Source organism: Acidovorax sp. A79 (genome assembly GCF_041154505.1).
Lineage (GTDB): Bacteria > Pseudomonadota > Gammaproteobacteria > Burkholderiales > Burkholderiaceae_C > Acidovorax.
Genome location: NZ_AP028672.1, coordinates 1,268,988 through 1,290,996, shown reverse-complemented (window position 1 = coordinate 1,290,996; position 22,009 = coordinate 1,268,988). Strand labels below are relative to the sequence as shown.

Sequence of the window (22,009 nt, the reverse complement as noted above, 5' to 3'; positions counted from 1 at the left end):
CTTTTCACATGCGTATCCGCTTCGCCGCCGACCGCGTGGTGGCCGTGCTGGCCGGCGCGCTCGCCCTGGCTGCACCGTGGCCGTCCGCGCACGCCGCCGACCCCAAGGCAGAGCCCGTCAGGTTCCTGCACAAGGACTGGGCGCTGCAATGCGACAACACGCGCACCTGCCGCGCCGTGGGCTACCAGTCGGAGGACGGCGATTCCGAACCTGTCTCCATCCTGTTGACGCGTCCGGCAGGCCCGAATGCGCCGGTTCAGGTGGACCTGCAGGTCTATACCGAAAAGGCCGATCCCGCGGCGCTCGACCTGCAGGTGGGCAAGCTGTCGCTGCGCGGCCTGGAGGGTGCCGTGCCGCGCGTGCCGGCCGGCCAGGTGCCCCGCCTGCTGCAGGAATTGCTCAGGAACGACGAAGCGACGCTGTCCGCAGGCAACGACCGGTGGACGCTGTCGCTGGCGGGCGCCAGCGCCGTGCTGCTCAAGATGGACGAGGCCCAGGGCCGCGTCGGCACGCCGGGCGCGCTGGTGCGGCGCGGTACCAAGGCGGAGTCCTCGGTGCTGCGGCCCGTGGCTGCGCCCGTGGTCAAGGGCGTCCTGCCGGTGGCGCCCCGCAAGGGCGATGGTGCGCTGGCCAGGCCCCTGCTCGCCGAGATCGACCGTGCCAGCGTGGCCGACCAGTGCAACGGCCAGGACCCGCTGAACCCGTCCACCGCCCAGGTCCGCCGGCTCACGGACCGCAAGCTTCTGGTGTCCCTGCCCTGCGGCATGGGCGCGTACAACTTCAGCAACCTGCTGTGGGTCGCCAGCGACCTGCCGCCCCACAAGCCCGAGCCTTTGCAAGACGTGGACGGCGAATTCGATGCCGACACGGGTTCTGTCCATTCGGCGATGAAGGGCCGCGGCATCGGCGACTGCTGGTCGACGCGCGACTGGCAGTTCGACGGGCAGGGCTTCGTGCTCACCCGTGAGGCCGGCGACAGCATGTGCCGGGGCTTTCCTGGCGGCGCCTGGCAGTTGCCGAGCTACGTCACACGCTGAGACCGAGCCCCGCCGCGCCGCGACGGCCGGCCTTCCATTTCAACCCGATCCAACCCTTTCCCAACATCACCATGAAACCCATCCAAGTAGGCCTTCTGGGCATCGGCACCGTCGGCAGCGGCGTGTTCAACGTGCTCCAGCGCAACCAGGAAGAAATCCGCCGCCGCGCCGGCCGCGGCATCGAGATCACCATGGTGGCCGACCTCGACGTGGACCGCGCCAAGGCCGCGGTGGGTGACGGCATCGAGGTCGTGAACGACGCCCGCGCCATCATCGCCAACCCCGATATCGACATCGTCATCGAGCTCATCGGCGGCTACGGCATCGCCCGCGCGCTGGTGCTCGAGGCCATCGCGGCCGGCAAGCACGTCGTCACCGCCAACAAGGCGCTGCTGGCCGTGCACGGCACCGAGATCTTCGCGGCCGCATCGGCCAAGGGCGTGATGGTGGCCTTCGAGGCCGCCGTGGCCGGTGGCATCCCCATCATCAAGGCGCTGCGCGAAGGCCTGACCGCCAACCGCCTCCAGTGGATCGCCGGCATCATCAACGGCACCACCAACTTCATCCTGTCGGAGATGCGCAGCAAGGGCCTGGACTTCGACGTGGTGCTGAAAGAAGCTCAGCGCCTGGGCTACGCCGAGGCCGACCCCACCTTCGACATCGAAGGCGTGGATGCCGCGCACAAGGTCACGCTGATGAGCGCCATTGCCTTCGGCATCCCGGTGCAGTTCGACAAGGCCTACGTCGAAGGCATCACCAAGCTGGGTGCTGCCGACATCAAGTACGCCGAGCAGCTGGGCTACCGCATCAAGCTCTTGGGCATCACCAAACGCGTCGACAAGGGCGTGGAGCTGCGCGTACACCCGAGCCTGGTGCCCTCCAAGCGGCTGATCGCCAACGTCGAAGGCGCGATGAATGCCGTGGTGGTGCAGGGCGATGCCGTGGGCACCACGCTGTACTACGGCAAGGGCGCGGGCAGCGAGCCCACCGCCAGCGCCGTGATCGCAGACCTGGTGGACATCGCCCGCCTGCACACGGCCGACCCCGAGCACCGCGTGCCGCACCTGGCCTTCCAGGCCCACACGCTGACCGACGCCATGGGCACGCTGCCGGTGCTGCCGATGAGCGAAGTGGTCACCAGCTACTACCTGCGCCTTCGCGTGGCCGACCAGGCCGGCGTGCTCGCCAAGGTCACCGGCCTGCTGGCCGAAGCCGGCGTGAGCATCGACGCGGTGCTGCAGCGCGAAGCCGACGAAGTGGGGGGCGAAGGCTCCACCCAGACCGACCTGATCATCCTGACCCACGACACCCGCGAAGGCACCATGGACGCCGTCATCGCCCAGATGCAGGCGCTGCCCACGGTGCTGGCGCCCATCACGCGCATCCGCAAGGAGGAACTGAACTGATGCTGTACATCTCCACCCGCGGCCATGCCGACCGCAAGCATTTCTGCGACATCCTGCTCGAAGGCCTGGCGCCCGACGGCGGCCTGTACCTGCCCGAGCAGTACCCCAAGATCAGCGGTGCCACGCTGACCAAGCTGCGCAAGGCGTACCACGAGCAGGGCTACGCCGAACTGGCGTTCCAGATCCTGTCGCTGTACATCGACGACATCCCTGCCGCCGACCTGAAGGCCATCTGCGCCAAGACGTACACGGCCGAAGTGTTCGGCACGGGCGAGATCGTGCCCCTGCGCCACCTGGAAGACGGCCTGTGGCTCGAAGCCCTGTCCAACGGCCCCACGCTGGCCTTCAAGGACATGGCCATGCAGCTGCTGGGCAACCTGTTCGAGTATGAACTCAAGCGTCGCGGCGAAGAGCTGAACATTCTGGGCGCCACCAGCGGCGACACCGGCAGCGCGGCCGAATACGCCATGCGCGGCAAAGAGGGCGTGCGCGTCTTCATGACCTCGCCCCATGGCCGCATGAGCGCCTTCCAGCAGGCACAGATGTTCAGCCTGCAGGACGAGAACATCCACAACATCGCCATCGAAGGCGTGTTCGACGACTGCCAGGACATCGTCAAGGCCGTGAGCAACGACCTCGACTTCAAGCGCAAGTACAAGATCGGCACCGTCAACTCCATCAACTGGGCGCGCCTCTTGGCGCAGGTGGTGTACTACTTCGCGGGCTACATCCAGGCCACCGAGACCAACGACCAGAAGGTCAGCTTCACCGTGCCGTCGGGCAACTTCGGCAACGTCTGCGCGGGCCACGTGGCGCGCCAGATGGGTCTGCCGATCGCCAAGCTGGTGGTCGCCACCAACGAGAACGATGTGCTCGACGAGTTCTTTCGCACGGGCTCGTACCGCGTGCGCGCCGCAGCCGACACGCACGAGACGTCGAGCCCGTCGATGGACATCAGCAAGGCCAGCAACTTCGAGCGGTTCATCTTCGACCTGCTGGGCCGCAACGGCCAGCGCACGAACGCGTTGTTTGCCAAAGCACTGCCCGCATATGGCCGGTTCGATTTGAGCGCCGACCCGCTGTTTGCCGAGGCCGCCACCAAGTACGGCTTTGAAAGCGGCAAGAGCACCCATGCCGACCGCCTGGCCACCATCAAGGACAACTATGAGCGCCATGGCGTCACCATCGACACCCACACGGCCGATGGCGTGAAGGTGGCGCGCGAACACCACCAGGACGCCACGGTGCCCATGATCGTGCTGGAGACCGCGCTGCCCATCAAGTTCGCCGAGACCATCGTCGAAGCCCTGGGCCATGCGCCCGAGCGGCCCGCCAAGTTCGCGGGCATCGAAGACCTGCCCAAGCGGGTGCACGTCATGCCTGCCAACGTGCAGTTGGTGAAGCAATACATCGAGCGCCACTGCGCGCCAGCCCTGTAGGCAGGTGGCCAGACAATCCAGGGACGTTGTGCTGCTGCGCAGGCGGTGGACGGCTCTGGATGGCTTGATTTGATACAAAAAATGCCCCTGGCGCTTGTCTGATAAGCGTTAGCAGCTATAAATACAATAGCTAACCAAGGAGCAGTGGATGAAGGTTGTCGGTTTCGCCGGTTTTTCCGGCAGTGGCAAGACCACGCTGGTCGAGCAGTTGATTCCCGAGCTGCGGCTGCGGGGGCTGCGCGTGTCGGTGGTCAAGCATGCCCACCACAGTTTTGACCTCGACCATCCGGGCAAGGACACCTACCGCCACCGTGAGGCAGGCGCCTTCGAGGTGGTGGCGGCCTCCGACAAGCGGCTCATGCTCGTGCGCGAGTTCGAGCGGCCCGCCACGCTCAGCGTGCACCACCTGATCGCGGAGCTGTACCCGGGCGTGGACTGGGTGCTGGTGGAGGGCTTCAAGGACAGCGACCTGCTCAAGGTGGAGGTGTGGCGTGCACCCGAGCCCGGGCAGGTGGCCAAGCCCGTGCGCTACCCCGAGGACGACTTCGTGGTCGCCATCGCCACCGATGCACCGCGGGGCCTGCCCGTGTCCACGCAGCTGCCCTTGCTGGACCTCAATGCGCCGGGGCAGGTGGTGGACTGGCTGATCGAGAACCAGCACCGCTTCGACTACGACTGCGAACTCTATGGAGCGGGTCTCGCATGAACCGCCCGAACAACCCCTTGAAGCCCCTCGACGCAGCGTTGGAGGACCTGCTGCCGCAGGCCGCGCCCCTGCAGGGCACCGAGACGGTCACCACCTTCGATGCGGACGGCCGCGTGCTGGCGCAGGACTGCGTCTCGGCCCTGCAGGTGCCCCCGCAGGACAACAGCTCCATGGACGGCTACGCGGTGCGCTGCGCCGATGTGGCGGTTGTGGGGGTGGTGCTGCCCGTGTCGCAGCGCATTGCGGCGGGCAGCGCGGGCGATCCGCTGGTGCCGGGCAGCGCCGCCCGCATCTTCACGGGCGCGCCCGTGCCTGCCGGGGCCGATGCGATCCTGATGCAGGAAGACTGCGAAGCCCTGGCCATGGAGGACGGCCTGGGCCAGGTGCGCATCAACGCCGTGCCCCGGCGGGGCCAATGGATCCGCAGTGCGGGCGAGGACATCACCCGGGGTGCCGTGGTGCTGCCGGCCGGCACACGCCTCACCCCGGCCGAGCTGGGGCTGGCCGCCAGCATCGGGCTGCACCAGCTGCAGGTGGCCCGCCGCCCCCGCGTGGCGCTGTTTTCCACGGGCGATGAACTCGTCATGCCCGGCCAGGTACCGCCCGAGCAGATGCGGCCGGGAGCCATCTACAACAGCAACCGCTTCTTCCTGCGCGCCATGCTGCTGCGCCTGGGCTGCGAGGTGACCGACTTTGGCATCGTGCCGGATCGGCGCGACGCCACCATCGACGCCCTGCGCGAGGCGAGTGCCGCGCACGACCTGATCCTGACCAGCGGCGGCGTGAGCGTGGGCGAGGAAGACCACATCAAGCCCGCCGTGGAGACGCTGGGCACGCTGGACCTGTGGCAGATCGCCATGAAGCCCGGCAAGCCCTTCGCCTACGGCCGCATTGGCGCGGCCCATTTCATGGGCTTGCCGGGCAATCCCGTGTCGAGCTTCCTGACGTTTGCGCTGCTGGTGCGGCCGTTTGTGCTGCGCCTGCAGGGTGTGCAGGACGTCGCTCCTCAATCCCTGGCTGCTCGCGCCGATTTCACCTGGCCCAAGGCCGACAAACGCCGCGAATTTCTGCGCGTGCGGCACAACGCGGCGGGGGGGCTGGAGCTGTTCAACAACCAGAGCTCGGGCGTGCTCACCTCCGCCGCCTGGGGCGATGGCGTGGTGGACAACCCGGCGGGCCAGACCATTGCATCTGGCGATACGGTGCGATTTATCTCCTTTGCGGAGTTGTTGTCATGAGAAACCACCCCCACGCTCTCCACTGTGTGTGGTCGCTGCCCCCCGAGGGGGCCGCTTTTCATCTTGGGGCGGCCCGGCGATGAAAAAGATCACCGTGCGCTACTTCGCCTCGATCCGCGAGGCCATCGGGCAGGGCAGCGAGGCACTGGAGACCTCCGCCACCACGCTGGGTGCCTTGCGCGACGAACTCATCGCACGCGGCGGCGCCCACGCCAGCAGCCTGGCGCGCGGCAGGGCGGTGCGCATGGCGCTCAACCAGACCTTGAGCGACGAATCCGCCACCCTGGCCGAGGGGGCCGAGGTGGCGTTTTTCCCTCCGGTTACGGGCGGCTGACGCCAGGCAGCGCCCGCAGGCGCTGCTCCAATGCCTTGGAGGCCGCCGTCATGGGTGCCCGCAGGCCATTGCAGATCTCCCCTGCGTGCGCCAGCATGGCCTTGAGCGGGGCAGGGTTGGGCTCTGCAAAACACGCGTCCACCCAGGGTTGCAGGGCCTGCCACAAGTCGCGGGCTGCGGGCAGATCGCCCAGGCGCAGCAGGGCCATCAACTCCACGAAACGCGGTGTCTGCCAGTGCGCGCAGGCAGAGATGGCACCCGCGCCGCCGAGGGCCAGCGTATGGAAGATCTGCGCGTCTTCGCCCGTCAGCACCTGCAGCCGGCCATCGGCGATCAGGGCCTGCGTCTTGGCGGGGTTGCCGCCGCAGTCCTTGATGGCCTGGATGCGCGGATGCCCCGCCAGCGCCAGCAGCGTCTCGGTGGTGAGCGTGGCGCCCGTGCGGTAAGGAATGTCATAAATCAGCACGGGCGCCGCGCTGGCGTCGGCCAGCGTGCGGAACCAGTGCAGCAGGCCTTCTTGCGAGGGACGGATGTAGTGGGGGGCGGACACCAGCAGGCCCGCAACCGGGTAGTGCGCAAGGGCCTGCACCTGCTCCAGCACCTGGCCCTGGTGGCAGCCCGACACGCCCATCACCACGGGCAAACCCTGTGCGGCGCTGAGCACTGTTTCCAGCACCTGCAGTTGCTCGGCCTTGTCGAGGGCCGCAGCCTCACCGGTCGAGCCGCAGGCAACGAAGCCCGAAACACCGTCGGCACACAGCCGGGCGGTGAGGGCGGCAAGGGCCGGATGGTCCACGGCGCCGCCCTTGAACGGCGTGACCAGGGCGATCCAGAGCCCGCTGAACGGCGGTTGGTGGGAGGTGGCGGTATCGGTGGCAGACATGCGAAGCATCCTTTCAGGGTTCGACCAGGGGAAGAACCGTCCGGAGGGAGTGCGTGCGGAATGCCGGGGAGTGAAAAGAGAAAAGAAAAAAGGGAATTTCTCTACCAGGTGGTTCCGTCGCTCATCCGGACGGAACCACAGCTCCGGTCAGATGAGCTCTGGTTTTTTGGCTTTGCCCACGCACCGCAACGCCACCGCAGGTGCTGCGGTCATGGCAAAGGGGGTGTGTGTGGACATGGGCCGCAGTATAGCGAAGCGCCTGCCGTGTCCCAAGAGTGGTCAGCCTGCCTGCGGTGGCTGGGCCGCATCGTGTGCAGGTTCAGGCTGGGGCGGCACCAGCCCGGGACATGGCCACGCCAGCAGTTCGGCCAGGCGCGTGACGATCCACGTGGCCTCGGGCACCGACACGCCGGATTCAAGGGTGCACAGCCCCGCATGGATGCGCCGCAGGATCTCGGCCTCGGAAGGCGCCTGCACGTGGTACAGCGTCTGTGCGTGTTCCACCAGGTGGCCCGCCAGGTCTTCGCACAGCTCGTAGCGGGCGCGCACGCCGTCTGCCTTTTCCGTCAGGCGTCCTCGGGTGTCGGTGTACACCGCCATGAAGGAGGGCGGCACGTGGATCTGGTTGTCGTCGTACATGGCTGGGTAGATGGTGGGAGCGATCAGGCGGCAGAAAAAATGCCCGCCAGAGCGGTTCAGTCAGGGGCTTTGCATATCCGCGGCTTGGTGGTGCGCGGGGGCTTGCGAGCAGGTTTGCAGGTGGTTGTGCGCCATGGCCGCTGTCTCGGCAAACCAGCCCAGCAGGTGTTGCAGCCAGATTCGCAGTTCAGCCTCAAAGCGGGGCGTGAGCGCGACCAGGCCCCGGGGGGCATCCTGGGTGAGGTGGCCCTGCGCCGTTGCCTCGTTGACCAGGTTGCGCACATGCGAGTGCGAAAAGCCCAGGCGCTGCGCAAGCTCGCTGGCGCGCAGGGCAAACGGCGTGGGCCCTTGATCGCCGGGGCGGTGCACCCGGCAGTGTTCGCGCAGCAGCAGCATGGCAATGCGCCCGCCGCCTTCGCGCTGGTCAAACCAGTCCCAGCCGCCGAAGCGGCCCCGGGTTTCGGCCAGGCGATCCAGGATGTGGTCGGCCCCGGCCAGAAAGGCGGCAAAGTAATCCGCGTCGCTGTCCAGCCGCTGCGCATGGCCCGCGGGCAGGGCGCCCAGGGCCTCGGCGCAGTGCAGGTGGTGCCGCACCCAGGTGCGCAGGCCGTCCAGCAGCCGGGGGGTGGGCGCGAGGTAGCGGAGCCGGCGGTCGGCGGGATCGGTGTCCACCGCCACCATGCCCGCCAGCCGCAGCACGGCGAAGAACGTGGCCAGCGTGCGGGCGCCCCCCGGCATGCGTTGCTGCAGGAGCGTCAGCGTGGGGCGTGGCGCGCCCCGCAGCTGCCATTGGTAGTGCTGCACCACCAGCCGGCCCGCCGCGTGCGACTGCAGCGCCCGGCCGAAGATCTTGTTGATGAGCCGTTCGTTCCAGTGCAGGCGCAGGATGCCGTCGCAGTAGGCCTCCACGGCCTGGGTGTAGGTGTCCGGAGCCTGGGAGTCGAGCGCTTCGAAGGATTCTTGCAGGTCCATGGCGCGTGTTGCGGTGCAGGGTTGCTGTTTCAGTCCGGCGTGAACAGGCGCTCGAACTTGGCCTGGTCTGCGGCCAGCTCGAAGGTCACCACCTGGCCCATTTTCATGTCCGACAGGCGGCAGGCCCCAAACAGGGTGGTTTTGCCTGCCAGCTCCATCACCTCCAGGTCGATGATGGCGTAGGGGTGGGGCACGAAGACCTGGTGCTTGAACACATCGCGGACCGTGTTGCGCGGGGACGGGTAGAGCTTGTAGAGATCGGTCTCGATCGTTTGTGTGGCCATGGGCTTAAGGTGCGAGGGTGGCTGCAGTACGGGTACAGTGCGGGCGAATCGTACAGACAAACCTTTTTACCAATCTATGGCACGCAACAAAAGTGAATGGCCCTCCAAGGTGCTGGCGCTGGTCCGCGGCGGCAACCTGCCCGCCGCCATCGCGCAGATCAAGGTGGCACCCACCGTCGGCGACGTCACCCGGCTGCAGACCCTGCTGGCCCAGCTGCCCCCTTCGCCCGCGCTGGCGCAGCTGAACAAGGTGGTGGAAGAAGAGCGTGCCTTGCTGGCCGCGCCACGGCTGCACCGTTCGCCGTAAGCGGCCACGCCGCGCCATTCCGCCTTGCCGCCATTCGCCCTGTAGAGAGCTTCTGCCATGACCTTGCCCCGCGTTTCCATCCAGACCGAGGACTTTGACCTGTCCACCGAAATCGCCGCCCTGCGCCGCGAGAACAAGGGCGTGGGCGCGGTGTGCAGCTTTGTGGGCACGGTGCGCGACCGCAATGAAGGCGACCAGGTGTCCTCCATGGAGCTGGAACACTACCCCGGCATGACCGAAAAATCCATCGAGGCCATGGTGGACGAGGCGTTCCGGCGTTTCGACATCTTTGGCGCCCGCGTGATCCACCGCGTGGGGCTGCTGCAACCGCTGGACCAGATCGTGCTGGTGGCCGTGACCAGCGCCCACCGGGGCCAGAGCTTTCAGGCCTGCGAGTTCCTCATGGACTACCTCAAGACCCAGGCCCCGTTCTGGAAGAAGGAAGAAACCGCCCAGGGCGCGCGCTGGGTGGACGCGCGGGTGAGCGACGACGCTGCGCTGGCGCGCTGGGGCATCGTGGCCACCAACGCCTGAACGCACCCGCCGGCCGGCCGGAATGTCCCCCTGCCGGCGCTGCAGCCGCGCGCCAGGCCGGCGGTTTTGCAGATCGATGCAATCTTTGGACTTGTGCGGCGCTGGTCCCCTTTTGAGAATCGCCTGCTGTCCCGCTGGCACCTTTCTTCTGCCCGGCGAGGGCTGACAGGGAGGAATGTGTCATGGAACTTCAAGCGCGGGCATTTTCACGCGCGTGCCGATGGTGCCTGGCGGCCGTGGGGCTCATGCTGGCGCTTTCGGGTCCGGCCCGGGCCGACGTGGCCTTTGTCGCCGCCAGCAGCCTTTCCCTGGGGGGGCTGCTCGGCGAGACGGCGCGCGGCGACTTCAATGAAGACGGCCAGCCGGACCTTGCCGTGGTGGACCGGCAAGACAACACCGTCAGGATCCTGCTCAATACCGGCGGCGCTGCGGGCTTTTCGGCCGCGGGTTCGTTCGGCGTGGGCGCGGCCCCTTACGGCCTGGTGGCGGCCGACTTCAATGGGGATGGGCATCTGGACATCGCGGTGGCCAGCTTCAACGAAGGCACCGTCACGGTCCGCCTGGGCGACGGCCATGGCGGGCTGTCTGCAGCAACCGCCTTCGGCGCCGGCCCCAATCCTTATGGCCTGGCGGTGGCGGACTTCGATGGCGACGGGCGGCTGGACGTGGCCGTTGCGGTCTTCTCGGGCGCGGCCAAGGGGGTTTCGGTGCTGTGGGGCGACGGGACAGGCCGGCTGGATGGGCGTCCCCGCACGGAGATCGGCATGGGTGTGTCGACGACACGCATCGTCTCGGGCGACTGGAATGAAGACGGGCATGCCGACATCGTGGTGGGCTCGGGCGATGGCGTCTTCTGGCTGCGGGGAGACGGCGCGGGCGGCTTCGCGGCGGCCCAGCGCCTGACGGGCGATGAGTACGTGCCTTTCGTGGCCGTCGGCGATGCCAACGGAGACGGCCACCTGGACATCCTGGCGCTGGTGCAGAACACCTCGGCCAGCCCGATCCTCCTGACCGGGGACGGCACGGGAAACTTTTCACGCCGCGGCGTGGGCTCCCCCGGATGGTTCTCGAGCGCTGCCATCGTGGATGCCACGGGCGATGGACGGGCGGACCTGGTGCTCGCGCGCTCCAGCGGCACCGTTGTGGTGTGGCCCGGCCTCGCCGGTGGCGGGTTCGGCTTCAACGCAGGGGGCCAGGAGTACTCGGTGGGTGATGACGAAAGCACCCTGGCGGTGGCCGATTTCAACGGCGACGGCCACCCGGACATTGCCGTGGCCAACGGGTGGGGCGGGCGAATGGTCCGGTTGCTGGGAGACGGCGCGGGCCACTTTGCCGCCGCACGCAGCTACGGCATCCCCGAGCGGGACGCGCGCGCGGTGGCGGTGGCCGACTTCAACGAGGACGGGCGGATCGACCTGGCCGTCGCCTACGCGGATGAATCCAGTGTCTGGATCCTGCGGGGCGATGGCCAGGGCGGCTTCGTGTTGTCCACGCGGCTCGATACCGGGGCGCAGGTGCGCGCGCTGGCCGCTGGCGACCTCGACGGGGATGGCCACACGGACCTGGCGGTGGTCAGCGAAACCGACCGGAGCGTCATGGTCTATCTGGGCCGGGGGGCGGGCGACTTCTCCCTGGCGGGCCAGGGTTTCTTTACCGGGCTGTCGCCCAGGTCGATCGTCACCGGGACATTTCGCGGGCCGGGCTACCCTGCCCATGCCGCCGTGTGGGCGCTGGAGACGACCAGCTCGCTCGAAGCCATCCGATGGGTGGGCGTCACACCCCAAGGCGCCGTCGACATGCTGGACATGACGGTGTGGCAGGGCGTGCGGGGCTTCGCGCCGGTCGATGTCAACCAGGATGGGCGCACCGACCTGGTGGCCGCGACCTCGGCGGGCACCGTGGGCACTTCGCTGTCCGCCGCTTCGCAGCCGCTGGGGCCGGTCTACCTGCCAGTCTCGGCCGGCCCGCTGGGCGCGGTCGCGGGGTGGGGCGTCGCGGGGCGGGCGGGGGTGTTCACGGCCGCCGGCACGCAGATCGCGTCCCTGGCCGCGGCGCCCGGGCAGGCGATGGGCGTGGTGGGACAGTACGGCGCAGGGCTCGCGGCCAAGGCGCTCGCGGCCGCGGATTTCGATGGCGACGGGCTGCCCGACGTGGTGGGCGCCGACGCGTCGGGTGGGATCGCCATCCTGCGCGGGCAGGCCGGGGTGGGCGCTCTGGGCCTGCCTGTCGCGCGGTTCGCCGGAGGCACGGCCGAGCAGATGGCGGTGGCCGATTTCAATGGCGACGGCAGGCCGGACGTCGCCATTGCCAACGGTATCGCGGGCATCACGGTGCTGATGAATGCCTCCCCGTCGGCCGATGCCGCATTGGCCTCCCTGGCGCTGTCGCAGGGTGTCCTCAGCCCCGCGTTCCAGCCGCAGGTAGTGGCGTATGCGGCTGGCGTGCCGCATGCGGTGACCGCGCTTTCCCTGACGCCCGTCGCCGCCGATGCCGGGGCCTCCATCACCGTGAACGGCACGCCCGTGGCCAGCGGCTCCGCGACGCCGCCCCTGGCCCTGGTGCCGGGTACCAATGTGATCCAGGTGGAGGTGCTCGCGCAGAACGGCGTGGCCCGCCGGACGTACACCATCACCGTGGTCCGCGACCAGACGGTCCGGCACGCGGTCACGGCCCTGGCGGGCTCGGGTGGCAGCATCGGCCCGGCCGGCACGGTCGACGTGGCGCAGGGACAGACGCAGGCCTTCACCGTCACGCCCGGCGCGGGTTACCGCATCGCGTCCGTGGCGGGCTGTGGCGGCAGCCTGGCCGGTAGCACCTACACCACGGCAGCGGTGACGGCCGCCTGCACCGTGCAGGCGCGTTTTGAAACCCTGCCCACACCCACGAACACCGGATCGGGGCCCGTCAACGTGGGCGTGGTGGATGGCAGCACGGGCTGCCAGCTGGACCTGGCGGGCACCGGCCCGGTGGCGGCGCCGGCGCCGTACCCCGGCGCCACCTTGCCGCACGGGGCGTTCCGCCTGCGGCTCATCCATTGCCAGCCGGGTGAGACGGTGCGTGTGGCGGTGACCTTTCCAGACCTCACGGGCTTCACCGTGAAGAAGTACGGGCCCACACCCGACAGCCCTTCCTCCAGCCGATACTACGACCCCGTGAACCTGCAGATCAGCGGCAACACCGTGGCCTACGATGTGACGGACGGTGGCTGGGGGGACGACAGCTTTGGCGCGCAGGATGGCACCATCAACGACCCTGTCGTCCCCGTGCTGCTGGCGCCTGGCCCGGTGGCGATCCCCACGCTGTCGGCCGGGGGCCTGGGTGGGCTGGCTGCCCTTCTGGGGTTGCTGGCCTTGCGGGGCGGCCGGCGCACGGCCCTGCGGGCCCACCGGGCCGGTACCTGGTCCGGAGTTTCGAGGGAAATCAGCCGCTAGCGCTTGATGGTAAAGCGCTGGCAGCTATAAAAATGGTAGCTAATGGGGAAGCCATCGGCTGGATGATTCGCTGATGCAGGTCAATCGGTGGGCGGGGGCAGTGTCTTGAAATCAGGCACACCCCGCCTCAAGTGCTCTGCAATTCGGAGGACATCCACCATGCGTCTCGACAAATTCACCACCAAGTTCCAGGAAGCCCTGAGCGATGCCCAGAGCATCGCCCTGGGCAATGACCACGCCTACATCGAGCCCGTGCACATGCTCGTGGCCATGCTCAAGCAGGACGACGGCCCCAAGGCGCTGCTGCAGCGTGCGGGCGCCAATGTGCCCGGCCTGCTGGCTGCGGCCGAGGCCGCCGTCAAGCGCCTGCCCCAGGTGCAGGGCAACGAGCAGGTGCAAGGCGGCCCGGAGCTCGGCCGCGTGCTGCAGGCCACCGAGAAGGAGGCCATCAAGCGCGGCGACCAGTTCATCGCCAGCGAGCTGTTCCTGCTGGCCGTGATCGACAGCAAGGGCGAGGCCGCCAAGATCGCCAAGGACAACGGCCTGACGCGCAAGAGCCTGGAAGCCGCCATCGATGCGGTGCGCGGCGGCCAGAAGATGGACAGTGCCGAGGCCGAGGGCCAGCGCGGCGCCCTGGCCAAGTACTGCATCGACCTGACCGAGCGCGCGCGCATCGGCAAGCTCGACCCCGTGATCGGCCGCGACGACGAGATCCGCCGCGCCATCCAGGTGCTGCAGCGCCGCACCAAGAACAACCCGGTGCTCATCGGCGAGCCCGGCGTGGGCAAGACGGCCATCGTCGAAGGCCTGGCCCAGCGCATCGTGGCCGGCGAGGTACCCGAGTCGCTCAAGAACAAGCGCGTGCTGTCGCTGGACATGGCGGCGCTGCTCGCGGGCGCCAAGTTCCGCGGCGAATTCGAGGAGCGCCTGAAGACCGTGCTGAACGAACTGGCCAAGGACGAGGGGCAAACAATAGTCTTCATCGACGAGCTGCACACCATGGTGGGCGCGGGCAAGGCCGAGGGCGCGATGGACGCGGGCAACATGCTCAAGCCCGCGCTGGCCCGCGGCGAGCTGCACTGCGTGGGCGCGACCACGCTCGACGAGTACCGCAAGTACATCGAGAAGGACGCCGCGCTGGAGCGGCGCTTCCAGAAGATCCTCGTGGGCGAACCCACCGTGGAGGCGACCATCGCCATCCTGCGCGGCCTGCAGGAAAAGTACGAGGTGCACCACGGCGTGGACATCACCGACCCGGCCATCGTGGCCGCGGCCGAGCTGTCCAACCGCTACATCACCGACCGCTTCCTGCCCGACAAGGCGATTGACCTCATCGACGAGGCCGCCTCCAAGATCAAGATTGAGATGGACTCCAAGCCCGAGGTGATGGACAAGCTCGACCGCCGCCTGATCCAGCTGCAGATCGAGCGCGAGGCCGTGCGCCGCGAAAAGGACGAATCCTCGCAAAAGCGCTTTGCGCTCATCGAGGAAGAGATCGCCAAGCTGCAAAAGGAAATCGCCGATTACGACGAGATCTGGCAGTCCGAAAAAGCCCAGGCGCAGGGCAGCGCGCACGTGCGCGAGGCCATCGACAAGCTCAAGTTCCAGATCGAGGAATTCACCCGCAAGGGCGACTTCAACAAAGTGGCCGAGCTGCAGTACGGCAAGCTGCCCGACCTGGAAAAGCAGCTGAAGGAAGCGCAGGCGCAGGAGGATGGCAAGGACGGCGCCCCCGCCACCCGCCGCCTGCTGCGCACGCAGGTGGGTGCCGAAGAAATTGCCGAGGTGGTGAGCCGCGCCACGGGCATTCCGGTGGCCAAGATGATGCAGGGCGAAAAGGACAAGCTCCTGCTGATGGAGGCCAAGCTGCATGAACGCGTGGTGGGCCAGGAGGAGGCGATCGCCGCCGTGGCCAACGCCATCCGCCGTTCGCGCTCGGGCCTGAGTGACCCCAACCGCCCCACGGGCTCGTTCCTGTTCCTCGGCCCCACGGGCGTGGGCAAGACCGAGCTGTGCAAGGCGCTGGCGGGCTTCCTGTTCGACAGCGAGGACCACCTGGTGCGCATCGACATGAGCGAGTTCATGGAAAAGCACTCGGTGGCCCGCCTGATCGGCGCGCCGCCCGGCTACGTGGGCTACGAGGAGGGGGGCTACCTCACGGAGGCCGTGCGCCGCAAGCCCTACAGCGTGCTGCTGCTCGACGAGGTGGAGAAAGCCCACCCGGATGTGTTCAACGTGCTGCTGCAGGTGCTGGACGACGGCCGCCTGACCGACGGCCAGGGCCGCACCGTGGACTTCAAGAACACGGTGATCGTGATGACGAGCAACATCGGCTCGCACCTGATCCAGGCCATGGTCGGACAGGACTCCGAGGACATCAAGGAAGCGGTGTGGGGCGAGCTCAAGAACCACTTCCGGCCCGAGTTCCTCAACCGCATCGACGAGACCGTGGTGTTCCACGCGCTGGACGCGCAGCACATCGCCTCGATCGCCAGGATCCAGCTGCAGCTGCTGCAATCCCGGCTGGCCAAGATGGATTTGGAATTGCAGGTGTCGGATGCGGCCTTGGCAGAATTGGCCAAGGTGGGGTTCGACCCGGTGTTCGGCGCGCGGCCGCTCAAGCGGGCGATCCAGCAGCGCATCGAGAACCCGCTGTCCAAGTTGTTGCTGGAAGGGCGTTTCCCGCCCAAGAGCGTGATTCCGGTCACCGTGAACCCCGTGCTGGAGCCGGGTGTGTTCCAGTTCGGCGTGGCTCCGCAGGAGTGATGTGGGCCGGGAAAGGGATTGCGGCGCTGGCCAGGGCTGCAATCCCGACCCCAAGTTGTGAAGGAGAGGTGTCGTTTGAATGAATTTGTTGCGGGCGTTGTGCGCCTGTTGCTGCGGGTGGTGGTCATCGCCATGGGCTTGGTGCTGTTCGCCAGCCTGCTGGTCGCCGTGATGGTGCTGGCGCTGGTGTGGGCGCTGCGCGCAGGCTGGGCGCGCCTCACCGGCCAGCCGGTGACCCCCTGGGTGATGCGCATGGACCCCCGCACGGGTTTCAGCACCGTGTTCCGCTCCACCGAGCGCTGGTCGTCCGGCCGCCGTGGCCCGGCGCCCGCGCCCGACGATGCCGGCGGCGAGGCCGCGGCCGCGTCGCGCCGTGGCGGCATCCTGCCCGGCGCCGCCGAGGTGACCGACGTCGAGGCGCGGGACGTGCGCTGACCCGGCGCCGCACCCTGCCTTCTTGCACTGCGCAGCGCCGCCGCCTGCGCGGCCCGTCCGCGCCCTGCCTCCCCGGTTTTTTCGTGGCGCGCCTGTCGGGGCGTCTTCTATGATCCGACCATGACACCTGCCGATATCCACGCCCACTTCGATCTTCAACGCCAGGCCAGCCGCGAGCATGTCGATGTGCCGCTGCTGGTGCGCCGCGAGCGGCTGCTGCGCCTGTCCAAGATGCTCGACGAGCACGGCCCGGTGCTGGCGGCAGCGGTGCAGGCCGATTTCGGCATGCGGTCCCCGCGCCTGACCGAGGTGGCCGATTTCTTCGTGCTGCGCACCCTGCTGTCGCACACGCTGCGCCATCTGGCGAAATGGATGAAGCCCCGGAAAGTGCGCACGCCGCTTTACCTGCAGCCCGCCCGTGCCTGGATCCAGCGCCAGCCCCTGGGGGTGGTCGGTGTGATCGCGCCGTGGAACTACCCCGTCCAGCTGGCCCTGGCGCCCGCCATCACCGCGCTGGCGGCGGGCAACCGCGTGATGCTCAAGCCCAGCGAGCTCACGCCGCACACCTCGGCGCAGCTGGCGCTGCTGGTGGCGCAGTTCTTTTCGCCCGACGAGTTCTGCGTGGTGCAGGGCGATGCGAACCTGTCGGCGCTGTTCGCGTCGCTGCCGTTCGACCACCTGGTGTTCACCGGCTCCACCGCCGTGGGCCGCAAGGTGGCCCAGGCGGCGGCGCAGCACCTCACGCCCACCACGCTGGAGCTGGGCGGCAAATCGCCGTGCATCATCGATGGCCATTGCGACATGCAGGACGCGGCGCTCAAGATCGCGCACGGCAAGCTGCTCAACGCGGGCCAGACCTGCATTGCCCCCGACTATGTGCTGCTTCCCCGGGGCCGCGAGGGGGAGTTCGCGCAGGCCTACCGGGCCGCCGTGGGCCGACTGTTTCCCACCATCGAGGGCAATGCGGACTACGCCTCCATCATCACGGCGCGCCACCATGCCCGCCTGCGCACCATGCTGCAGCAGGCGCAGACCCAGGGCGCCGAGGTGCAGACCATCGAGCCGGCCGAGGGCAAGCCTGTCGTCCACACCGTGGGCACGCTGGGCGATGGCGCCAGCCGCCAGATGCTGCCCACGCTGGTGTTCGGGGCCACGTCCCAGATGCAGCTCATGCAGGAGGAGATCTTCGGCCCCATCCTGCCCGTGATTTCCTATGAACGGCTCGACGACGCCATTGCCCACATCAATGCCGGGCCGCGCCCGCTGGCGCTGTACTGGTTCGGCCAGAGCGAAGCGGTGCGCGACGACGTGCTGCGCCGCACCGTGAGCGGCGGCGTGACGGTGAACGACACGCTGATGCACATTGCCCACGACAACCTGCCGTTTGGCGGCGTGGGCGACAGCGGCTGGGGCGCCTACCATGGCGAGCAGGGCTTTCTGCGCTTTTGCCACCAGAAATCCGTGCTGGTGCAGTCGCGCTGGGCGATGGGTTCGCTGTTCTATCCGCCGTACGGCGCGAAGTTCGACCAGGTCATGGGGCTGCTGCGGCGCTGGCTGTAGCCTCCGTGCCGCCGTCCGGCGGCAAGGGCTCCATCGTGCTGGCGGTTTGAGGGTGCGTGATGAGCTGGACCATGGCGCTGCGCAGCTGGCCCGTGGACACGGGCTTGTGCAGCAGCAGCGCTGACGTGGACTGCGCATCGCGCAGGCGCTGGGGCGATGTGTCCCCCGTCATGATGATCGCGGGCACCGGTGTTCCCAGGTAGGCGCGCAGGGCCTGCAGCACCTGTTTGCCGGTTTCTTCGTGGCGCAGGCGGAAGTCCGTGATGATGATGTCCGGCGTGATGTCTTCCAGGCGCTCCAGCGCATCGGCGCTCGATTCCGCGGTGATGCACTGGCAGCCCCAGCTTTGCAGCAGCGACTGCATCCCGATGCGCACGGCTTCGTCGTCGTCGATGGCCAGCACCTTCAGGCCCGCAAGGCTTCGGGCATCCGGCGCGGGGGCGGTGTCGTCTTCCAGCGCGCCCTGCCAGCGGTCCAGCCACAGCCGAAACACCGAGCCCCGTCCCGGCTGGGAGAGCACTTCCACGGAGGTGTTCATCTCCCGCGCCAGCCGCTGCACGATGGCCAGGCCCAGCCCCAGGCCCTTGCGCCGGTCGCGCTCGGGGTTCCCGAGCTGGTGGAACTCCTTGAAGATGTGTTCCCACTGGTGCTGCGGGATGCCGGCCCCCGTGTCCCACACCTCCAGTGCCAGGCGCTTGCCGCGTGTGCGGCAGGCGATCAGCACGCCGCCCCGGGCGGTGTAGCGCAGGGCGTTGGAGATGAAGTTGTGCATGACCAGCCCGACCAGCGAGCGGTCGGCATGGGCCGCGGCCGAGGTCTCCCGCGTGCGGTACACGAGGCCCGCCGTATCCGCCTGCACGCCGAATTCCTGCTCCAGCGCCGTGAGCAGCGGCTGCACGGCAAAGGCTTCGGGCCGCACCTTGACGACACCGGCTTCCAGCCGCGAGTAGTCGAGCAGGGTGGTCAGCATCTCGGCGGCGGCGCCCGAGGCCGCATGGGCGTGCCCCAGCACGGTGAGCTGGTGGTCGTTGAGCGGGCTGCGCTGCAGCGACTCCAGGAACAGGCCCATGGCATGCAGGGGCTGGCGCAGGTCGTGGCTGGCGGCGGCCAGGAAGCGGGACTTGTCGCGGTCGGCCTGCTCGGCGGCCCCCTGCGCGGCCAGGGCGCGCTGCGACTCGGCGCGCAGCTCGTTGACGAGCCGGTCGTTCTCCAGCTTGAGCGCGATGCTGCGCCGGGTGGCCCGGTCGGCGGTGCGCGCCTGCATGCCGGTGAGCGCGTAGTAGACCCCCGTGAGGAACAGCGCGGGCCACATCACGGGCCCGCCGGCCAGGGCGACGGCCATCATCACGCCGCCGATCGCGCAGGTGAGGTAGGTGACATAGGCGCGGTACAGGGGGGCGCCCAGCCCCAGCGCGCCGGACGACACCGTGCTGATGATGCCGATGGCGTAGATCACGCTGTCGGACGTGCCCCAGTAGAGCACCACATACCCCAGGCTGCCCCAGCTCAGGCCCATGGCGGCCATGCAGGCGATCAGCTTGCGCGCTGCCTGCGGCGCCGGGTCGGTGAAGGGCGCGATGCTGCGCAGGGTGAGGTACACCCCGGCCACCACCAGCGTGTGCGACACCAGCCAGACCGTGATGGCCTGCGTGTCGGCCACCCGCGCCATGACCCACAGCGTGCCCAGGGCGGTGGCCAGCGACGCCAGCAGCGTCATCGGGAAGTTTTGCCGCAGCAGGGCCACCTGTTCGCGCAGCACCTCGTCGCGCTCCCACACCGGCCACCCCCAGCGGGTGGGGGGCAGCACGGCATCGGCGGCAGGCGCCCCCCGCAGGGCCTCAGAGTGTGTCATGGAGCTGGGGGGTGGACAGGCCCAGGCGCTGCGCGGCGAGCAAGGCCGCGCTGCGGCTGTTGACGCCCAGCTGCGCGAAGATGGCGGCCACGTGCACGCGCACCGTGTTCTCGCTCAGGCCCAGGTCGCGCGCGATGACCTTGTTGGGCTTGCCGGTGCACAGCAGCGACAGCACGTCGAGCTGGCGCGCGGTCAGCGAGGGCGTGTCGGGGCCGCGCGTGGTGGCGCTGTTGCCGCTGTTGATCGGAAAACACGGCTGGCCCGACAGGGCGCAGGTGATGGCTTCCAGGATGTCTTCGGCGCTGGCGGATTTGGGCAGGAATCCATCGGCGCCGCGCGCGCGTGCCTCGTGGATCGCATCGGGCGCCACGCTGGCCGAGACCAGGACGATGCGGGCCCTGGGGCAGGCCTGGCGCAGCAGGCGCAGGCCGTCCAGGCCGCTCATGCCGGGCAACTGGATATCGAGCAGCACCAGATCCGTGTCCGCCAGCTGCTGCGCGCAGGCATCGGCGATGGAGCCCGCCTCCGCAATCGTGCCGACGCTCGGATGGTCCTGCACGATCAGGCGCAGGCCTGTGCGGAACAGGTTGTGGTCATCCACAAGCAAAAGGCGGGCAGTCATACGGCAAGTATTGCGCACAACACGCTGTTGCGGACTAGTCCATTTGTGCGATGGACGCCCGGTTATGCACTTTCTAGACTTTCCGTCAAGCATTGAAAAGCACCTGGAGTGCGCACCAATGCGCAAACCTCGTCTTCATCCTTCGTTTTTCAAAGGTGCTCCCATGACAGCCAATGCCTTCCTCGATGGTTCAGCCTCCCCCGATGCGTCCCACCGCCGCGATGAGCGACGACCGGCCGCCGCAGGGGGAGGGCATGGCACGGCCTCCTCGGGCCTGGGGGGCAACACGGTGGCGCGGATCGTGGAGGAAAACTGCCCCGGCATGCTGGCATCGGCCGGGGTGGTGATCGAGCACCTGGACGCCCAGGCCGGGACCTGGCAGTTTTCGACGGACGACGGGTGCACATGGCGCGCCATCCGCACCGACCTCGTCAACCGCCCCGGCAACCTGGGCCTGGCGCTGGACCGGGATGCGCGGCTGCGCGTGCTGCCCTTTGGCGGCCACCGCGTGAGCGGGGCGCGCGTGGCATTTCACACCGTGCAGCGCAGCCATGCGCAGGGCAATGGCAGCTACCGGGCCTATGCCAGCGACGAACGCGAGGACGGGTCGCGCACGGTCACGCTGGTGCTGGGCCTTGCGGCCATCAACGGCACGCCCCCGGCGGTGCATGTGCCGCGCCCCCGCAACAAGCGTGCGCTGGTCCAGCGTGCCGCCGCCGCCGCGGCCGGTGCCTCGCTCTCGGGCTCCATGGCGCTGGCCTGACGCGCGCAGGGCTGCCAGCGTGCTGCGGTGCAGCATCAGCGGTGTGCCAGCCCTGGCTGGACGCGGTGGACGCAGGGGGTGGACAGGGCGTGAATGGGGGGCCGGGCAGGGGGCCGTACAAGGGTAAAAACCGTTTGCGGCGACAATGCCGGTCCTTTCGTTTTTTCATTCCCCGTTTTCGTTCGGTTTTTCCATGTCCAGTATCCAGGTTCGTCCCGCCACGCTTCGCGATGCCAAAGCCATTGCCCAGATCCATACCGTCTCAGCCCAAGAGGTCTACAAAGGGCTGGTGCCAGACGAGCAGTTGAAATCCATGTCGGTCGAAAAGCGCCAGGCCTACTGGCGCGAGGCCATCGAATATTGCGAGCCCCAGGTCCAGGTGGCCGTGGACGGCGAGAAGATCGTCGGCTTCGTGGGCTACGACCGCTCGCGCGATGAAAAATCCCGCCCCACCACCGGTGAAATCTGGGCCATCTACGCCGCCCCCACCCACTGGAACCAGGGCGTGGGCCTGGCCTTGTGGGATGCCGCCCGCGACGGCCTGCAGGAAGAAGGCTGCACCAACGTCACGGCGTGGGTGCCCCTGCGCAACGAGCGCGCCATCCGGTTCCACGAGCTGGCGGGCTTCAAGCGCGAACTCTCCACCGCCAAGACGGCCGTGGTGGGGGGCGTCAAGATCGAAGAAGTGCGCCTGAAGCGCCCCATCAACGCGTAGGATGAACAACAACCCCCTGAGCGACTTCGTCGCTTCCTCCTTCTCTCGCGCTTTGCGCGGGAAGGGGGACGCCGCCAGCGCGGCGG

The 22,009-nt window shown here is 68.4% G+C and carries 20 protein-coding genes; 14 read left to right on the top strand and 6 right to left on the bottom strand.

Going from position 1 to position 22,009, the window contains the following annotated elements; genetic code table 11:
* The first annotated feature begins 8 nt into the window (after positions 1 to 8).
* From ACAM51_RS05805 to moaD, 6 genes are all read left to right on the top strand, one after another.
* Positions 9 to 1,037, top strand: coding sequence for a DUF1176 domain-containing protein (locus ACAM51_RS05805; RefSeq protein ID WP_369642978.1), 1,029 nt, complete (start codon positions 9 to 11; stop codon positions 1,035 to 1,037).
* Positions 1,038 to 1,108: 71 nt separating this feature from the next.
* A complete protein-coding gene (locus ACAM51_RS05800; protein WP_369642977.1) occupies positions 1,109 to 2,443 on the top strand; it encodes a homoserine dehydrogenase in 1,335 nt (444 codons plus the stop codon).
* Complete coding sequence (gene thrC, locus ACAM51_RS05795) at positions 2,443 to 3,882, top strand: threonine synthase (protein WP_369642976.1); 1,440 nt, start codon at positions 2,443 to 2,445, stop codon at positions 3,880 to 3,882. Before ACAM51_RS05800 ends, thrC begins: the two co-directional genes overlap by 1 nt.
* Before the next feature lie 148 nt (positions 3,883 to 4,030).
* Positions 4,031 to 4,588 (top strand): molybdopterin-guanine dinucleotide biosynthesis protein B, encoded by a 558-nt coding sequence (mobB, locus tag ACAM51_RS05790; RefSeq protein ID WP_218340137.1) that lies wholly within the window; start codon positions 4,031 to 4,033, stop codon positions 4,586 to 4,588.
* Positions 4,585 to 5,826 carry a gephyrin-like molybdotransferase Glp gene (glp, locus tag ACAM51_RS05785; protein WP_369642975.1) on the top strand — a complete coding sequence of 414 codons (1,242 nt, stop codon included), beginning with the start codon at positions 4,585 to 4,587 and terminating at the stop codon, positions 5,824 to 5,826. Before mobB ends, glp begins: the two co-directional genes overlap by 4 nt.
* Before the next feature lie 79 nt (positions 5,827 to 5,905).
* Positions 5,906 to 6,160, top strand: coding sequence for a molybdopterin converting factor subunit 1 (gene moaD, locus ACAM51_RS05780; RefSeq protein WP_218295545.1), 255 nt, complete (start codon positions 5,906 to 5,908; stop codon positions 6,158 to 6,160).
* Here moaD and dapA read toward each other — a convergent pair.
* The 4 genes from dapA to ACAM51_RS05760 form a co-directional block, all read right to left on the bottom strand.
* Complete coding sequence (dapA, locus tag ACAM51_RS05775) at positions 6,147 to 7,043, bottom strand: 4-hydroxy-tetrahydrodipicolinate synthase (protein WP_369642974.1); 897 nt, start codon at positions 7,041 to 7,043, stop codon at positions 6,147 to 6,149. The two genes, moaD and dapA, sit on opposite strands and share 14 nt — an antisense overlap.
* Before the next feature lie 279 nt (positions 7,044 to 7,322).
* Positions 7,323 to 7,682 carry a hypothetical protein gene (locus ACAM51_RS05770; RefSeq protein WP_218295543.1) on the bottom strand — a complete coding sequence of 120 codons (360 nt, stop codon included), beginning with the start codon at positions 7,680 to 7,682 and terminating at the stop codon, positions 7,323 to 7,325.
* 60 nt (positions 7,683 to 7,742) lie between these two features.
* Entirely contained in the window at positions 7,743 to 8,654 is a 912-nt protein-coding gene (locus ACAM51_RS05765) for a hypothetical protein (RefSeq protein WP_369642973.1), read from the bottom strand.
* 29 nt (positions 8,655 to 8,683) lie between these two features.
* Positions 8,684 to 8,938: a hypothetical protein gene (locus tag ACAM51_RS05760; protein WP_218295541.1), complete on the bottom strand. Its 255-nt coding sequence runs from the start codon at positions 8,936 to 8,938 to the stop codon at positions 8,684 to 8,686.
* Positions 8,939 to 9,014: 76 nt separating this feature from the next.
* On the opposite strand from ACAM51_RS05760, the gene ACAM51_RS05755 reads away from it, so the two are divergent.
* The 6 genes from ACAM51_RS05755 (at position 9,015) to ACAM51_RS05730 (ending at position 17,971) form a co-directional block, all read left to right on the top strand.
* Positions 9,015 to 9,245, top strand: coding sequence for a hypothetical protein (locus ACAM51_RS05755; RefSeq protein WP_218295540.1), 231 nt, complete (start codon positions 9,015 to 9,017; stop codon positions 9,243 to 9,245).
* 57 nt (positions 9,246 to 9,302) lie between these two features.
* Positions 9,303 to 9,779, top strand: coding sequence for a molybdenum cofactor biosynthesis protein MoaE (locus ACAM51_RS05750; protein WP_218340141.1), 477 nt, complete (start codon positions 9,303 to 9,305; stop codon positions 9,777 to 9,779).
* 182 nt (positions 9,780 to 9,961) lie between these two features.
* A complete protein-coding gene (locus ACAM51_RS05745; RefSeq protein WP_369642972.1) occupies positions 9,962 to 13,210 on the top strand; it encodes an IPTL-CTERM sorting domain-containing protein in 3,249 nt (1,082 codons plus the stop codon).
* Between the two features lie 159 nt (positions 13,211 to 13,369).
* A complete protein-coding gene (gene clpB / locus ACAM51_RS05740; RefSeq protein ID WP_218340143.1) occupies positions 13,370 to 15,976 on the top strand; it encodes an ATP-dependent chaperone ClpB in 2,607 nt (868 codons plus the stop codon).
* 75 nt (positions 15,977 to 16,051) lie between these two features.
* The gene (locus ACAM51_RS05735; RefSeq protein WP_218295536.1) at positions 16,052 to 16,411 is read left to right on the top strand and encodes a hypothetical protein; all 360 of its coding nucleotides are present in this window, start codon (positions 16,052 to 16,054) and stop codon (positions 16,409 to 16,411) included.
* Between the two features lie 120 nt (positions 16,412 to 16,531).
* Positions 16,532 to 17,971, top strand: coding sequence for a coniferyl aldehyde dehydrogenase (locus ACAM51_RS05730; RefSeq protein WP_218295535.1), 1,440 nt, complete (start codon positions 16,532 to 16,534; stop codon positions 17,969 to 17,971).
* On the opposite strand, the gene ACAM51_RS05725 is transcribed toward ACAM51_RS05730, so the two are convergent.
* Positions 17,943 to 19,823: a hybrid sensor histidine kinase/response regulator gene (locus ACAM51_RS05725; RefSeq protein ID WP_255591106.1), complete on the bottom strand. Its 1,881-nt coding sequence runs from the start codon at positions 19,821 to 19,823 to the stop codon at positions 17,943 to 17,945. The two genes, ACAM51_RS05730 and ACAM51_RS05725, sit on opposite strands and share 29 nt — an antisense overlap.
* Positions 19,810 to 20,445: a response regulator transcription factor gene (locus ACAM51_RS05720; protein WP_218295534.1), complete on the bottom strand. Its 636-nt coding sequence runs from the start codon at positions 20,443 to 20,445 to the stop codon at positions 19,810 to 19,812. Before ACAM51_RS05720 ends, ACAM51_RS05725 begins: the two co-directional genes overlap by 14 nt.
* Before the next feature lie 163 nt (positions 20,446 to 20,608).
* Here ACAM51_RS05720 and ACAM51_RS05715 point away from each other — a divergent pair, with 163 nt between their 5' ends.
* Positions 20,609 to 21,208: a hypothetical protein gene (locus ACAM51_RS05715; RefSeq protein WP_218340144.1), complete on the top strand. Its 600-nt coding sequence runs from the start codon at positions 20,609 to 20,611 to the stop codon at positions 21,206 to 21,208.
* Between the two features lie 193 nt (positions 21,209 to 21,401).
* A complete protein-coding gene (locus tag ACAM51_RS05710; protein ID WP_055393295.1) occupies positions 21,402 to 21,923 on the top strand; it encodes a GNAT family N-acetyltransferase in 522 nt (173 codons plus the stop codon).
* Positions 21,924 to 22,009: the final 86 nt, after the last annotated feature.

Excerpts from the sequence above, each read along its gene's own strand:
- ACAM51_RS05805 (WP_369642978.1), top strand. The coding sequence starts at position 9 with ATGCGTATCCGCTTCGCCGCCGACCGCGTGGTGGCCGTGCTGGCCGGC.
- ACAM51_RS05800 (WP_369642977.1), top strand. The coding sequence starts at position 1,109 with ATGAAACCCATCCAAGTAGGCCTTCTGGGCATCGGCACCGTCGGCAGC.
- thrC (WP_369642976.1), top strand. The coding sequence starts at position 2,443 with ATGCTGTACATCTCCACCCGCGGCCATGCCGACCGCAAGCATTTCTGC.
- mobB (WP_218340137.1), top strand. The coding sequence starts at position 4,031 with ATGAAGGTTGTCGGTTTCGCCGGTTTTTCCGGCAGTGGCAAGACCACG.
- glp (WP_369642975.1), top strand. The coding sequence starts at position 4,585 with ATGAACCGCCCGAACAACCCCTTGAAGCCCCTCGACGCAGCGTTGGAG.
- moaD (WP_218295545.1), top strand. The coding sequence starts at position 5,906 with ATGAAAAAGATCACCGTGCGCTACTTCGCCTCGATCCGCGAGGCCATC.
- dapA (WP_369642974.1), bottom strand. The coding sequence starts at position 7,043 with ATGTCTGCCACCGATACCGCCACCTCCCACCAACCGCCGTTCAGCGGG.
- ACAM51_RS05770 (WP_218295543.1), bottom strand. The coding sequence starts at position 7,682 with ATGTACGACGACAACCAGATCCACGTGCCGCCCTCCTTCATGGCGGTG.
- ACAM51_RS05765 (WP_369642973.1), bottom strand. The coding sequence starts at position 8,654 with ATGGACCTGCAAGAATCCTTCGAAGCGCTCGACTCCCAGGCTCCGGAC.
- ACAM51_RS05760 (WP_218295541.1), bottom strand. The coding sequence starts at position 8,938 with ATGGCCACACAAACGATCGAGACCGATCTCTACAAGCTCTACCCGTCC.
- ACAM51_RS05755 (WP_218295540.1), top strand. The coding sequence starts at position 9,015 with ATGGCACGCAACAAAAGTGAATGGCCCTCCAAGGTGCTGGCGCTGGTC.
- ACAM51_RS05750 (WP_218340141.1), top strand. The coding sequence starts at position 9,303 with ATGACCTTGCCCCGCGTTTCCATCCAGACCGAGGACTTTGACCTGTCC.
- ACAM51_RS05745 (WP_369642972.1), top strand. The coding sequence starts at position 9,962 with ATGGAACTTCAAGCGCGGGCATTTTCACGCGCGTGCCGATGGTGCCTG.
- clpB (WP_218340143.1), top strand. The coding sequence starts at position 13,370 with ATGCGTCTCGACAAATTCACCACCAAGTTCCAGGAAGCCCTGAGCGAT.
- ACAM51_RS05730 (WP_218295535.1), top strand. The coding sequence starts at position 16,532 with ATGACACCTGCCGATATCCACGCCCACTTCGATCTTCAACGCCAGGCC.
- ACAM51_RS05725 (WP_255591106.1), bottom strand. The coding sequence starts at position 19,823 with ATGACACACTCTGAGGCCCTGCGGGGGGCGCCTGCCGCCGATGCCGTG.
- ACAM51_RS05720 (WP_218295534.1), bottom strand. The coding sequence starts at position 20,445 with ATGACTGCCCGCCTTTTGCTTGTGGATGACCACAACCTGTTCCGCACA.
- ACAM51_RS05715 (WP_218340144.1), top strand. The coding sequence starts at position 20,609 with ATGACAGCCAATGCCTTCCTCGATGGTTCAGCCTCCCCCGATGCGTCC.
- ACAM51_RS05710 (WP_055393295.1), top strand. The coding sequence starts at position 21,402 with ATGTCCAGTATCCAGGTTCGTCCCGCCACGCTTCGCGATGCCAAAGCC.